This window comes from Agrobacterium sp. CG674, from assembly GCF_053521645.1.
In genome coordinates, this window is sequence record NZ_JBNWDZ010000002.1 from 169,550 (window position 1) to 184,723 (window position 15,174).

At 58.5% G+C, this 15,174-nt stretch carries 7 protein-coding genes; 1 reads left to right on the forward strand and 6 read right to left on the reverse strand.

Annotated features, from left to right (window positions below; genetic code table 11):
• Positions 1-2: 2 nt before the first annotated feature.
• From glgB to ACQZ51_RS06070, 6 genes are all read right to left on the reverse strand, one after another.
• Entirely contained in the window at positions 3-2,210 is a 2,208-nt protein-coding gene (gene glgB / locus ACQZ51_RS06045) for a 1,4-alpha-glucan branching protein GlgB (RefSeq protein ID WP_448776003.1), read from the reverse strand.
• Complete coding sequence (locus tag ACQZ51_RS06050) at positions 2,210-4,672, reverse strand: glycogen/starch/alpha-glucan phosphorylase (RefSeq protein WP_448776004.1); 2,463 nt, start codon at positions 4,670-4,672, stop codon at positions 2,210-2,212. The genes glgB and ACQZ51_RS06050 overlap by 1 nt, the downstream gene beginning before the upstream one ends.
• A gap of 225 nt (positions 4,673-4,897) precedes the next feature.
• Complete coding sequence (locus ACQZ51_RS06055) at positions 4,898-6,187, reverse strand: vWA domain-containing protein (RefSeq protein ID WP_448776006.1); 1,290 nt, start codon at positions 6,185-6,187, stop codon at positions 4,898-4,900.
• A 182-nt stretch (positions 6,188-6,369) separates the two neighbouring features.
• A complete protein-coding gene (locus tag ACQZ51_RS06060) occupies positions 6,370-7,251 on the reverse strand; it encodes a transglutaminase family protein (RefSeq protein WP_448776008.1) in 882 nt (293 codons plus the stop codon).
• 3 nt (positions 7,252-7,254) lie between these two features.
• The gene (locus ACQZ51_RS06065; protein ID WP_448776010.1) at positions 7,255-9,663 is read right to left on the reverse strand and encodes a circularly permuted type 2 ATP-grasp protein; all 2,409 of its coding nucleotides are present in this window, start codon (positions 9,661-9,663) and stop codon (positions 7,255-7,257) included.
• Position 9,664: 1 nt separating this feature from the next.
• A complete protein-coding gene (locus ACQZ51_RS06070; RefSeq protein ID WP_448776011.1) occupies positions 9,665-12,994 on the reverse strand; it encodes a transglutaminase family protein in 3,330 nt (1,109 codons plus the stop codon).
• Between the two features lie 313 nt (positions 12,995-13,307).
• On the opposite strand from ACQZ51_RS06070, the gene ACQZ51_RS06075 reads away from it, so the two are divergent.
• Positions 13,308-15,068, forward strand: coding sequence for an ABC transporter ATP-binding protein/permease (locus ACQZ51_RS06075; protein ID WP_448776013.1), 1,761 nt, complete (start codon positions 13,308-13,310; stop codon positions 15,066-15,068).
• Positions 15,069-15,174: the final 106 nt, after the last annotated feature.

A 15,174-nucleotide genomic window follows, 5' to 3' on the forward strand; every position in this document is an offset into this window, starting at 1 on the left:
TTTTAGTTTTCGAGCTCCAGCATGATGACGGCCAGCGGCGGCAATGTCAGTGTCGCACCGATAGTGCCACCTGCATCCACAGCCTGAACGCGCCCACCATTGCCCTTGCCGGTGCCGCCATAAATCTCGGCATCGGTGTTTAGCACTTCGCGCCAGCGACCTGCTGTCGGCAACGGCACGTAGAAATTCTCCCGGTAAACAGGCGTCAGGTTGGAGATGACGGCGACCGGCTTTTCACCGGGTGCCAGACGCAGCCATGCCAGAACCGAATTTTCGTGGTCATCGGCAATCAACCACTGGAAGCCTTCCGGCTCGCAATCGCGCGCATGCAGCGCACCCTTGGAGCGGTACATGAAGTTCAGGTCGCGCACGAGGCGGCGCATGCCCTCATGCATATGATATTGCAGCAGGTTCCAGTCGAGCGAGGACTTCTCGCTCCACTCGCTCCATTGCGCAAATTCCTGACCCATGAACAGCAGTTTCTTGCCGGGATAACCCCACATGAAGGCGTAATAGGCGCGAAGATTGGCGAATTTTTGCCAGTCATCGCCCGGCATCTTGGCAATCATCGAACCCTTGCCGTGCACCACTTCGTCATGCGAAATCGGCAGCACGAAATTCTCTGTGAAGGCATAGAGAAGGCCGAAACTGAGTTCCTGATGGTGGAACTTGCGGTGGACAGGCTCGCGCTGGAAGTAGCTCAGCGTGTCGTGCATGAAGCCCATGTTCCACTTGAATCCGAAGCCAAGCCCGCCTTCGTGCACGGGCTGCGAGACCTTCGGCCAGGAGGTGGATTCCTCGGCAATGGTCATGACGCCGGGATGATGACCGTAGATCAGCGTGTTCATCTGCTGAAGAAAACGTACGGATTCGAGGTTCTCGCGCCCGCCATATTCATTGGGAACCCACTCGCCTTCCTTGCGGGAATAATCGAGATAAAGCATCGAGGCGACGGCATCGACGCGCAGGCCATCAAGGTGGAATTTTTCGGCCCAATAGAGCGCGTTATTCACGAGGTAGGACATGACCTCAAGGCGACCGAAATTGTAGATCGCGGTGTTCCAGTCCGGGTGAAAGCCCTGACGCGGATCGGCATGCTCATAGAGCGCAGTGCCATCGAACCATTTCAGGCCGTGCTCATCGACAGGGAAATGCGCAGGAACCCAATCCAAGAGAACGCCGATGCCGACCTTGTGCGCGCCGTTGACGAAACGGGCAAAGCCTTCCGGCTCACCGAAACGCGCTGTCGGCGCATAGAGGCCGGTGGTCTGATAACCCCAGGACGGATCATAGGGATGTTCTGAAATCGGCATGAATTCGATATGGGTAAAGCCCATGTCGGCACAGTAGGGGATCAGCCGTGCGGCCAGCTCATCCCATGTCAGAAACTCGCCGTTTTCACCAAGCTGCCAGGATGAGGCGTGGACCTCGTAAATGCTTATGGGCTGGCGGCGTTGATCGACGCTGGCCCAATGCTTGCGGTGCGCATCATCGGACCATTCCTGAACGAGTTCCGGTGTGGTGACGGATGCGTTCTTTGGGCGAAGCTCGGCGCGGCGGGCATAGGGGTCAGCTTTGAGCGGCAGCAGATCGCCATGCGGGCCGATGATTTCAAACTTGTAGCTGCAACCGGCGTAAACGTCAGGCGCAAAGATTTCCCAGATGCCGGTGTCCTTGCGAAAGCGCATGACGTGGCGGCGGCCATCCCAATTGTTGAAGTCGCCCACCACCGAAACGCGCCGGGCATTAGGTGCCCAGACGGCAAAATGAAAGCCTTCGACGCCTTCAAGCTTGAGGGGATGCGCGCCCATCTTGTCGAACAGGCGCAGATGCGACCCTTCGCGCACGAGGTAATCATCCATTGGTCCCAGAACCGGGCCGAAGCTGTAGGGGTCGGTCACCGCCCATTCGGCGTCGTCGCGCAGTGCGCGATAACGGATGGGCTGGCGTTTCGAAAGCGTGATGGGGCCTTCGAAGAAACCGTCGGCATCAGTGCGGACAAGCGTGCCCGCAACGGTGCCGTCCAGTGTCATCACGGTGATTTCTTCTGCGCCGGGGATGAAACAGCGTGCCACAAAGCCGTCCGGTGCCTGGTGGACACCCAGGACGGCAAAGGGGTTGGAATGCAAACCGCTCTTGATTGCCTCGATCTCAGCCTTAGCGATAGTGCCAGTCTTTTTCTCTTCGGCAGCATTGAGCGGTTTTTTCATCAGGCTCTCCAGATTTCGGACGCATATTGGCGGATCGTCCTGTCGGACGAGAACCAGCCCATACGCGCCGTATTGTGCACGGTTTTTTCGTACCAGCTCTTAGGATCGCTCCAGATCGTATCGACGTCACGCTGTGCCTGGGCGTAAGCGTCGAAATCTGCGGCGACCATGAACCAGTCATTGTTGTAGATGCCGTCCATCAGCCCTGCGAAGCGCGAAGGGTCATCCGGCGAGAAGACGCCCGATGCGATGGAGGACAGGGCTTGTGACAGTTCGGCGGAATTTTCGATGATCGCTCGTGGATTGTGTCCATCTGCGCGGGCTTTGGAGACCTCTTCCGCAGTCTTGCCGAAGATCATGATGTTGTCAGCGCCGACATGCTCAAGCATTTCGACGTTGGCACCATCCAGCGTGCCGATGGTGAGCGCGCCATTCAGACCAAATTTCATGTTGCCGGTGCCGGATGCTTCCATGCCAGCCGTGGAGATCTGCTCGGACAGATCAGCCGCCGGAACCATGATTTCCGCAAGAGACACGTTATAGTTTGGAATGAAAACCACCTTCAGAAGACCGCGAACCGCCGGATCGTTGTTGATGACGCGCGCGATATCATTGGCTAGCTTAATGATAAGCTTTGCATTGTGATAACTTGGCGCGGCTTTACCAGCAAAGAACTTAACGCGCGGCACCCAATCCAGTTCCGGGCGCGAGCGAATTTGATCGTAAAGGGCGACGGCTTCCACAAGGTTTAGAAGCTGACGCTTATATTCGTGGATGCGCTTGATCTGGATGTCGAACATGGCCGATGGATCAAGGCGTATGCCCATGCGCTGCGCGACCAGATTAGCCAGGCGCACCTTGTTCTGACGCTTGATCTGCGCAAACTTCTCGCGGAAGCCCGCGTCATCAGCAAAGGGATCAAGGGCTACGAGCTTTTCCGCATCGTCTAGGAAATCATCACCGATTGACTGCCGGATCAGGTCTGTCAGGCCGGGGTTGCACTGCATCAGCCAGCGGCGTGGGGTAATGCCGTTGGTCTTGTTGTTGATGCGGTTTGGGTAAAGCATGTGAAGGTCGGAAAACACCGTTTCCTTCATCAGTTCAGTATGAAGTGCCGACACGCCGTTGATGGAATGCGAGCCGATGAAGGCCAGATTGCCCATGCGCACGCGGCGCTCTCCACCTTCCTCGATGAGCGAGATGGAGCGGATCTGCTGATCGACCAGCTTCTTTTCCTTGCGGGCAAAGACCAGCGTCTGGGCATTGATCGCGTAGATGATCTGCATGTGGCGCGGCAACAGGCGCTCCAGCAATGGCACCGGCCAGCTTTCCAGCGCCTCGGGCAACAGCGTGTGGTTGGTATAGGAGAATGTGCCCTGCGTCAGCTTCCAGGCTTCGTCGAAATCGAGCCCATGCACGTCGCACAGAAGGCGCATCATTTCGGCGATGGAAATGGCCGGATGCGTATCGTTGAGCTGGATGGAGACCTTGTCCGGCAGGTTGGTGAAATCTGGATATTGCTGCAAGTGGCGGCGCAGAATGTCCTGCAGGGAAGCCGACGAGAAGAAATATTCCTGCCGCAGGCGCAGTTCCTGGCCCGCCGGGTTGGCATCGGCAGGGTAGAGAACGCGGGTCAGCGACTCGGCCTTGTTGCTTTCTCGCAGCGCGCCGATGTGATCACCGGCATTGAAGGCGGCAAGCAGGATGGGGTCGATTGGCTGGGCCGACCAGAGCCGCAGCGTGTTGACGCGGGTTCCGCGCCAGCCGACGACAGGTGTGTCGAAGGCGGTTGCGATCATGCGCTCGGATGGCTTCCAGACGAACCGCTCAGGGTCTTCATATCCACCGACGGTTTCGACGCCACCGCCAAAACCGATTTCATAGGAGCTTTCACGGCGCTCGAATTCCCATGGGTTGCCGTGAGCAAGCCATGTCTCAGGCAATTCCACCTGCCAGCCATCGGCCATCTGCTGGCGGAAAAGGCCGTGCACGTAGCGAATACCGTAGCCGTAAGCCGGAATATCCACGGTTGCCATGGACTCCATGAAGCAGGCGGCGAGGCGGCCAAGACCGCCATTGCCCAGCGCCGCATCCGGTTCCAGCCCGGCAATGACATCATACTCGACGCCGAGCGAGGTCAGCGCTTCCTTGATCTGGCCCATCAATCCGAGATTGGAGATGGCATCGCGCATCAGGCGACCGATCAAAAACTCTAGCGACAGATAATAAACGCGCTTGGAATCATGCTGGTAAGCCTTGCGGGTCGATTCCATCCATTTGTCGATGACGCGGTCGCGGATGACGAGAATGGTGGCTGTTAGCCAGTCATGCGGCTTTGCGACCTTGACGTCCTTGCCGATGCGGTAGGTCAGTCTTTCGATGATTTCGGAAGCCAGAACCTCCGGTTCGGAGCTGCGCGGGGCGGGGCGGGGAAGATCGTTTGTTTCGAGTTTATTGATCATTGGTCGGTCAGCACCTTGTTGGGAGGATAGTGTCTGATTCTGTCGATCGGCGCGGCTGTCGTGGTTGCAATTTATGCACCGATACGCGGTCGTGGCAACAGCCGTTTTGTCGGAAACGTGAATGACTTAGAGAGTTAAGACATGCTTATAAACGCCGTGCGAAAACAATAAAAAACCACGCAAACCGGCGTGGTTTGCGTGGTGTATCAGGCGACAGTTAAAACTTTAGTTTGTAAGGCGGCTGACGTTTCCTGCGGCTTTCTTGGCGATATCGCCAAAGGCCGCGACAATCTCTTCCATATTCTCGGGCGCGTAGTAATTATCGAGGCTCGTGGCGCAGGCTTGAAGCAGAGACTTGCCCTTGTCCGGCGCCATGAATGCAACCGTGTAAATCTTGATGTCGTCTGCCTTGGCTCGGGCGCAGGTGGTTCGGACAGCATTGTCTACGAAAGAAGACCAGTTTGCGCTGTTGCCGGTCATTTCACCGTCCGTCATCAGCACGATGATCCGCTGGAACGACTCGTTTCCGGATTCCTTGTGGGCGTTGGCTTCTGCCGGATTGGACGATTTTAGTGCTTCAAAGGCGGCGCTGAGCGCCCCGCTTGCGTCGGTGCCGCCCGTTGCCGAGAGCGCATTGACATAGCTGCCAGATCTCTTGGTGCCCCAGTCCAGACCCTGCGTTGGCGATGCCTTGTCATTGTAAGCGATGGCGCTTGTTCTGACCAATTGGGACGCCGGATTGCCATTGGATTTATAGGTGGGGTCGGATGTGTTGAGAGTCTCGACGAGAAAGCTGACAGCCGTCTTGAGCGAGGTGATCTTGTCAACGTAGCAGGGGCGGGTGCTGCGCATCGGGTTTGGCCAGTTGACCGCATCATAGTTGGAGCAACTGTATTTGCTCTTGTCGACGGTGTCGGTTTTGAACGCCATGGATCCCGAGCGATCCAGGACAAGATACATGGACAGCGGCGCGCCATTGTTGAAGCTGCTTTGCGATGTGCTGGTGGCGCTGAGCGTGATCGACTTAGCGCCGATGAACTCCAGCATCGGATTGAGCGGCATCTGGTAATTGATGGTGGTGGAAACCTTGAAGCCGGTGCCCTTATCCGTCTTGAACCGGGATGTGGCGGTTCCGATTGCTACGCCAGCCGCCTTCTTTTCCACGTCGCTCAGAGCATTTGCTGCGAGGGTCGGGTCGAGGATTTTTTTGTCATCGTCACTTAATTCCTGTGCAAATTCAGAGGCGCTGAGAAACCTGGTCACTTCGGTCTTGAGCTCTTCATCGCTCATTTCGCCGGCGGTCTCGCGGAATTTCGTGGCAGCGGCAAGTGTTGCGGCGTCGGCGGCATTCTGGATATCGGATTTGACCTGAAGGGCTCTGGTGAGCTCAAGCCCAGCCCCCGCCACGCCCATCAGCAAAGGCAGCGTCAAGGCGGTCATGATTGCAAAATTACCCTGCCGGTCGCTCACCAGAGCGCCCAGACGTGTCTTCATTCCAGCCCTGTTGAACATCATGTCCACCTGTTCAATTGTAACCCTGGTGAGAGGTCTACAGGCGGGTAATGTAGATTTTCCTAACGTTACGTCAGCAATTTTAGCGAATGATCAAAGCGGAACATATTTCCGTTGAAAACAGGCAGATGCGCCATCGTGGCGCAGCAGGCTGTACCGATTCGGGGCAGGTCTGTGCTTCTTGTCTAATCTTTGACGGGGATGACGTCGACGGCCTGGGTTGCCTGCTGATTTCCGTAGCTTTTCAAGACACCGATGACCGGGGCGACATCGGCGTAGTCACGGCCGTAACCCACTACGATGTGGTCATTGCCGGCAACGATGTCATTGGTCGGGTCCAGCTCGATATAGCCTGTCGTTTCGCCGCACCACACCCGTACCCAGGCATGCATGGCGTCTGCGCCCTCCAGCCGTTCCTTGCCCGGCGGTGGGGTGGTGCGCAGAAAGCCGCTGACATAGCCTGCGGGAATGCCGAGGCTGCGGAGTGCCGAAATCATGATATGCGAGAAATCCTGACAGACGCCGCGTTTCAGTTTGAAGGCTTGCGCGGGGGTGGTGTCGACGGTGGTTGCTTCGCCGTCATATTTGAAATCCTTGTAGATGCGTTTGCAGAGCGCCAGCGCAATATCGCGGATCGTCATGTCAGGCGTGATGGTCTCGCGGGCATAGGCTGCAATCGCGGCGTTCTCGCCGATGCGTGGGCTGAAGCCTGCGAGATGGTGCGGGGACTCCGCATCAAGCGACCAGACGGTTGCCAGTTCACGCGGCAACCTTGACAGCGTCGGCGAGAAATCCGCCGGTAGTGACGCGCTATCGACCGAAACGCGGGCCTGCATGCGAATATCGAGCTTGTCGTGCGGTGCGCGCAGAAAGACCGAGGTCGCGCTTTGCTGGAAGAAATCGTTGAACGCGGTGCGTTCTTCAGGCGTGGGAGAGACACTGAGTGAACCCGCGATCAGCCTTTGTCGTCCGGGGATGGAGAGCGGCATGACGCGAATGATGTGGCGCGCACCGGATGCCAGCGTATCGTAGAGATAGCCCATGTGCAGGTTGAGATCGTAAAGCATGGATTATCCGAGATATGTCTGGGCCAGAAGGTCCGAAAGATGTTCGAGATCCTGCTCCAGCTGCCGGAAGACAGCGGGCGACAGGTTTTCCGGCGTCAGCACGGCAAGGCCAGAATGGATGCGCATGACTTCGCGGTAGAAGGGCGACATCTGGCCATTGACGAAGGCATTGGGTAGTTGCTCGACCTCGGTGCGGATCTCGTTGAGCTGGAACAGGATGGAGCGCGGATTGAGCGGATCAAGGCCGAGCAGGTCCATCACTGTCAGCGCGGCGGTGTTCACATTGTAGCGGCGGCGATGGGTCATGACGCTATCGCCGATTTCCAGCAGCATGTCATAGGACCCGTCAGGCGCATCCGGCCCGCTCATATGGCCGAGAAGCCGTGTGAGATGTAGCCCGCGCTCAAGATAACGGCCAATGGAGAGGAACCGCCAGCCGGTAAAACGATACATGTTTTCATGCACCAGACCGGCAAAGCCCGCCAGCTTGCGCAAAAGCACCGTCATGGCGTGGGTGGCGTCATCACCGGCTGCGACCTTGCTCTGGAAGCGGCGCGCGGTTTTGGCGAGATCGTTCAATGCCAGCCAGCCATCCGGGGAGAAGCGGTCGCGGATATTGCTGGCGGAATAGATCGCGCTGTTGAGATTGGCGATGAGGCTTGCCGGAACGGCGACTTCGACATCGATATCTATAGTTTCGAGATATTCTGTGACGTGGGCGAGCAGCGGCTGCTTCGGGTCTGCCGACTCGGCAAAGCGGGCGTGCCATGCACGAAGAATGCGAAGCGCCCCTTCGGCCCGCTCGATATAGCGGCCAAGCCAGAAGAGATTGTCTGCCGCACGGCTGGGCAGGCTGCCCGGCATGTTGCGGATGAAGTCTTCTTCGGCGGGCAGAAGCGTTGTTCGTTCCACCGGTTTGTTCGAGACGATCCACACATCGGCAGCGCTGCCGCCAGCCTGCATGGCAATGGCCGCCGTATCATTGCTGCGACCGATGCGGGCGAAACCGCCCGGCATGACCTGCCAGCCATCCTGCGTGCGGGCTGCAAAAACGCGCAGGCTCATGGGGCGCGGCACCAGCTTGCCATCGACATAGGCCGGTGTGGTGGAGAGCGTGACCGCCTCCTGGCCAACCAGCTTGTTGCCGTCGCTGGCCAGCCAGTCACCGATCGAATCCTTGGCCGTTTCGCGCAGCGACGAGCCGAGAACCGACTGGCCGTTATCATCGAAGAAGGGCAGGCGCGAATAGGCCGGGCCGATAACCATGCGCTCTATATTGCGTGCCACATGCTCCCGCTCGGAAGGCTGGCCGCACCACCATGTCGCAATCGACGGCATGGCGAGGTCTTCGCCCAGCATGTTTCGGCAGATGGCGGGCAGAAAGGCGAGCAGCGCGCGGGTTTCCAGAATGCCGGAGCCCAGCGCATTGACGATGCTGAGAGAGCCGGACCGCAGCGCCTGCACCATGCCGGGCGTGCCGATATGGGAGTTCTGGTCCAGCTCCAGCGGGTCTGTATAGGAGGCATCAAGCCGCCGCCACAACACGCCGATGGGTTTGAGACCCGCCACCGTGCGCACCATGACGCGGTTGTTGACAACAGTCAGGTCTTCGCCTTCCAGCAGCATGAAGCCGAGATAGCGCGCGATATAGGCGTGTTCGAAATAGGTTTCGCTGGCAGGTCCGGGCGTTAAGACCGCAATGCGCTCATCCGGGTGCTGGCGATGGGATTGCAGCGTATCGCGAAACCCGCCGAAGAAGGATGCTAGGCGGTGGACGTGGGATTCGGCATAGATATCGGAAAAGGCGCGGGTGGTGGCGACGCGGTTTTCCAGCGCAAAGCCAGCGCCTGAAGGGGCCTGCGTGCGATCTGCCAGCACCCACCAGTTGCCATCCGGTCCACGGCCGATTTCGAACGAGCAGAAATGCAGATAGTGGCCGTTTGCCGGTTTGACGCCCGCCATGGCCCGCAGATATTCCGGGTTGGAGGCGATGAGCGCAGGCGGCACATAGCCCTGCTGCACAAGCCGGTTCTCACCGTAGAAATCCGCAACCACGTTTTCCAGCAGATTGGCGCGTTGGACGATGCCGCGCGTGACAGCCTCCCATTCCTTCTCATCGATGAGGACGGGAATATGGGAGATGGGCCAGTTGCGTTCGCTGTTTCCTTGAGCGCTGTAATCACGGTAAAACACACCGGCATCGCGCAGGTAACGGTCTGTGCGGGCAAAACGCTCATGCAGCTCGCGTTCGCTCATATGCGACAGCGCATTGACGAATGTCTGCCAGACCGGGCGAATGCGACCGTGGATATCGAGCATTTCATCAGCAATGCCGGGCAAGGACTCGTAGCCCAGCATGGTTTCCATGCCGGGTTTTGCCTCTATCCGTTGTCTTGCCGGTGTCTTTGCCAACTCACACTCCCTGCGGGCGTCTCAAATCAAGCGTCAACGGAAATTCCGGCGACGCCGCTTCCGGCCACAAAGGATAGTGCCCGGCCGTATGTCCCCACGGTTCGAAACGGGCAAGCCGTCTGGCTTCTGCCTCATTGCCGTTGATGGGGAACGTCTCATAGGTGCGCCCACCGGGATGGGCAACATGATAGATGCAGCCACCGATCGATCGGTTCGACCATGTATCATATATGTCGAAGGTCAACGGAGTGTTGACTGGCAGAGCGGGATGTAGCCCCTGAGCGGGCTGCCACGCCTTGAAGCGAACGCCCGCGACAGACACGCCGGAAACATCTGTCTGCTTCATCGGCACGGCACGGCCGTTGCACGCCACCGTGTAGCGGGATGGATTGGAGGTTTCCAGCCGGACCTGCAAACGCTCCACCGAGGAATCGACATAGCGAACCGTGCCGCCAATGGCACCCTGTTCGCCCATCACATGCCAAGGTTCCAGCGCCTGACGGAGCTCGAGCTTGGAGCCTTCATATTCAACTTCACCAAAGAAGGGGAAGCGGAATTCCAGCTGTGCCGTGAACCATTCCGGCTTCACATCAAAGCCGTTTTCCTTGAGGTCCGCCAGAACATCGAGGAAATCTGCCCAGATGTAATGGGGCAGCATGAAGCGGTCCGCTAGCGCCGTGCCCCAGCGCACGAAACGTCCGCTCGACGGGTTTTTCCAGAAGCGTGCGATGAGGGCGCGCACCAGCAATTGCTGGGCCAGCGACATGCGGGCATTCGGCGGCATTTCAAAGCCGCGGAATTCGACAAGGCCGAGGCGGCCTGTCGGGCCATCCGGTGAAAACAGCTTGTCGATGCAGATTTCGGAGCGGTGCGTGTTGCCGGTGACATCAGTCAGCAGGTTGCGGAACAGGCGGTCCACCAGCCAGGGCAGAGGCGGCGCGCCTTCACCCGGCATCGGCACCTGCGCCATGGCGATTTCAAGCTCGTACATGCTGTCATGACGGGCTTCATCGATACGCGGCGCCTGGCTTGTCGGGCCGATGAAGAGGCCTGAGAACAGGTAGGACAGCGAAGGATGGCGCTGCCAATGCAGCACAAGGCTTTTCAACAGGTCCGGACGGCGAAGGAACGGGCTGTTTTCAGGATTTGCCCCGCCCACCACCACATGGTTGCCGCCGCCGGTGCCGGTGTGGCGACCGTCGATCATGAACTTGTCTGCACCCAACCGTGTCTGGCGTGCGTCCTCATAGACGGCCGAGGTGATATCGACGCAATCCTTCCAGCTTTCCGCTGGGTGAATATTGACCTCGATGACACCGGGATCGGGCGCGACGCGGATGACATTCATCCGCTCGTCATGGGGTGGCGTATAGCCTTCGATATGCACGGGCAGGCCAAGATCGGTCGCGGCTGCCTCGGCTGCGGCCACCAGATCGAGATAGTCCTCGATGCGTTCCACCGGTGGCATGAAGACGCAGAGGCGTCCGTCCCGCGCTTCCACGGACATGGCGGTGCGGACTTCACCGTTGATATCGCTGATGGATTGCTCGATGCGCTCCTGCGTTGCGCTGTCAGAGGCCTGGAATGACGCTTCCGGCAAAGCCCGTGCAGAGGGCGCGACTGTGTCCGGCAAGGGTCCGCGCGGCACCGAAGGGTCAGCCGGGTGGATATAGGGATATTTCGACGGCGGCACATGGGGCAGGGTGCCAAGCGGAATGCGATACCCGACCGGGCTATCACCCGGCACAAGGAAGATGCGGCCGCGCCTTGTCTTCCATTTCTCGCTCATCCATCGTTTTTCCGATGTCGCCTTGGCGTTCCAGGCCTGCACCGGCAGAACATAGCCCGTGGGCGTCGTCAGGCCACGCTCGAACACGCGGGCGATACGGTTGCGCTCTTCCGGGTCTTCAAGCTTGGAATTGGATGGATCGACATTGTCAGGAAGATTGCCTTCCTTGACCAGCCATTCCGCCGGATCTTCGTAAGCGGGCAGCACCAGTTCAGGTGCGATGCCGATGTTTGAGGCGATGGTGGTCAGCAGCTTTTCAGCATCTTCCGATGTCACGCCGGTATCGGCACCTTCGCGCGCGACCAGATCGGGATTGTGCCAGACGGGCTTGCCGTCCTTGCGCCAATAGAGCGAAAAGGTCCAGCGCGGCAGGCTTTCGCCGGGATACCACTTGCCCTGACCGTAATGCAGGAAGCCGTTGGGCGCGAAGCGTTCCCGCAGCTTGCGGATCAGCACGTCGGCCTTTTCGCGCTTGGTGGGGCCGACGGCGTCGGTGTTCCATTCGCCGGATTCGAAATCATCGATGGAGACGAAGGTCGGTTCGCCGCCCATGGTGAGGCGCACGTCCTGTTCAGCCAGAACCTTGTCCACCTGTTCGCCCAGCGCATTGAGGCGATCCCAGCTTTCGTCGGAAAAGGGCTTGGTGATGCGCGGATGCTCGGCCACGCGTGTGACCTTCATGTCGAAGGCGAATTCCGTGTTGGCTTCGCCGTAGTAACCGCCGGAAATGGGGGCGGCATTGCTGAAATGCGGCGTTGCGGCCAGCGGCACATGGCTTTCGCCGGTCAGAAGGCCAGACGTTGGGTCAAGACCCACCCAGCCAGCACCCGGAAGATAGACTTCCGCCCAGGCGTGAAGATCTGTGAAATCCACTTCCGTTCCCGATGGGCCATCGAGTGCTTTGAGGTCCGGCGTCAACTGGATGAGGTAGCCTGAGACGAAACGCGCCGCGAAGCCCAGATGGCGCAGGATCTGCACCAGAAGCCAGCTTGTGTCGCGGCATGAGCCCTTGGCTGTTCCAAGCGTTTCTTCCGGTGTCTGCACACCGGTTTCCATGCGAATGACATAGCCGATATCGCGTTGCAGGCGGGCGTTCAGACCCACGACCATATCGACCGTCGGCTGTCCCTCGGTCCAGTCGAGGGTTTTCAGATAGTCTGCCAGAAGCGGGCCTGTCGGTTCCGGCGTCTGGTAGATCGAAAGATCGGCCTTCAATGTTTCGGGATATTCGAAAGGCCAGTAGGTAGCGCTTTCCTCGACGAAGAAATCGAATGGATTATAGACCGTCATGTCCGCGACGAGATCGACCTCGATCCTGAATTCGGTCACCGGATCAGGGAAGACGAAACGGGCGAGGAAGTTGCCGTAGGGGTCCTGTTGCAGGTTCACGAAGTGATTGGCTGGCGTGACCTTCAACGAGTGGCTGATGACCTTGGTGCGAGAATGCGGCGCAGGCTTTAATCTGATGATCTGCGGTCCAAGGCGGATTGGACTGTCATATTTGTAATGCGTCAGATGATAGATGCTTGCTTTGATCGACATACTGGCCCTTGCCCGGTTTTTCCGGTTTGCGCGGATGGTGCCGCCCCTCTTTGATTGTCCATTTTGATATCCCCGACAGCGCAGCCGGGTTTCCCAATGAACTCTTATTGCTGCGACTTTGTGCAATGCACGCAAATAAAGCAAGGACGTTTTGCCCGCCGTCACGCATTGCGCCGCCTCAGCGCTTTTCCGGTGTTTGTTGGGAAGTGGACAAGCTTTGCCGTCATGCTATTGCTGTGACGACATGCAATGATATTCGACGGCTTAACAAAAGTTCCACAATTTACAAAATCATGGAAATGGCAAGGTACTGATGGCGCAAGGTAATCCGTCCACCGAAACCGTGGTCCCACCCTCGTTCGATCTGGATTTCAAATCGCAATTGAAGATGATGGGCAGTGCTTTTTGGACATCGCCGGTGCGCGGCAGGCTTCTTCTTCTCATGGCGGCCTTGCTAACGATCATTCTTGTCACGGCCTATGGCCAGGTGAGGCTGAACCAATGGAATGCGCCGTTTTACAACGCGCTGGAGCGACGCGATCTCGCCGCCTTTCTCGATGAGCTGAAAGTCTTTGTCGTCATTGCGGGCACTCTGCTGCTGCTCAACGTGTTCCAGACGTGGCTGAACCAGATGACGGCGCTGAACATGCGCGAGGGTCTGGCCAAGGACATGGTTGACCAATGGTTCAAGCCCGGCCGCGCAGCGCGCCTTGCCGGCTTCGGTGCGATTGCTGTGAACCCGGATCAGCGCCTGCATGACGATGTGCGCAATCTGGCCGAAAGCAGCACCGCCCTTGCCATCGGGCTGGTCAATGCCACCATTATTCTCGTCAGTTTCATTGGCGTGCTCTGGGGGCTGTCGGCTGGCTTTGCCATCGAAATCGGCGGCAAGATGGTGGAAATTCCGGGCTACATGGTGTGGGCAGCGCTGATCTACGCGGGCTCTGCATCGTTTCTCAGCAACCTTGTGGGCTACCGGCTGGTGCCGCTGAATGCGGAACGCTACTCCAAGGAAGCGGAATTGCGCTTCTCCCTGATGCGGGCCAGCGAAAACGTGACTGCTATCACGCTTGCGCGCGGCGAAAAGAACGAACGTCACCGCATCGGCGAAGACATCAATGCCGTGCTGGGTGTTATCCGTGGCCTCGCCATGGCGCTGACCCATCTCACATGGGTTTCCTCAGGATATGGCTGGCTTGCCATCGTTGCGCCGATCCTCATTGCGGCACCGGTCTATTTTTCCGGAAACCTGAGCTTCGGCGGCTTGATGATGGCGGTTGGCGCCTTCAACCAGGTCAATGTGGCCCTGCGCTGGTACATCGACAATTTCGGCCCCATCGCTTCCTGGAAGGCCAATTTGCAGCGCGTGTCGGTGTTTCGCAACGCATTGATCCAGATGGACAGTGTGGAGCGCCACGGCAATGCCATCGAAATCGAGAGGACCACAACGGGTCCCGTTCTGTTGAAATCGGTCGAAATCTCGCCGGAGGCCGGTGGGTTGGATCTGTCGCGCATTTTCCGCCTGCGCGAAGCGCCTGTTGAAATCAATGTCGGAGACCGGTTGATGGTCAACGGCGATCAGGGCGTGAACCGGCGCCTGTTCTTCGCTGCCCTTGCCGGTCTGTGGCCATGGGGGCGCGGCACCATCACCATGCCGCCGCGTGAGGAATCGCTTTTCATTGCCCAGCACGGCTATTTGCCCGCCGCCCCCTTGCGCGAGATACTCTGCTATCCGCGCAGCCCGCAGAAATTTCGGGAACAGGAGTTTCTGGATGCCATGGAAAAATGCGGCCTCAGCCACATCATTCCGCGTATGGGAGATCATGTTCGCTGGGACAAGACATTCGATTCAGATGAGCAGGCCTGTGTGCGGGTTGCCAATGCGCTGATGCTGAAGCCGCGCTGGCTGTTTATCGATGATCTTCTCGAAGGTCTGGAGACCGAAACCGTGGACCGGCTGACAGCGGTGCTGGCCGGAATGACGGACACGGCCATTGTGTACATTGGCCGCTCCGACGCCATCATGCAGGTGCTGGAACCGCGTGTCGTGCATCTGGACCTGATCAAAACCTAGAGAGTGCCGGGCGGCAGGTCGCCTTTCCCTTTTACGCAATTGAAGAGGCCGGGGCGATGGTATCGCCCCGGCCTTTATTGTTTCGCAATTGAGCTTTCACTCCGCT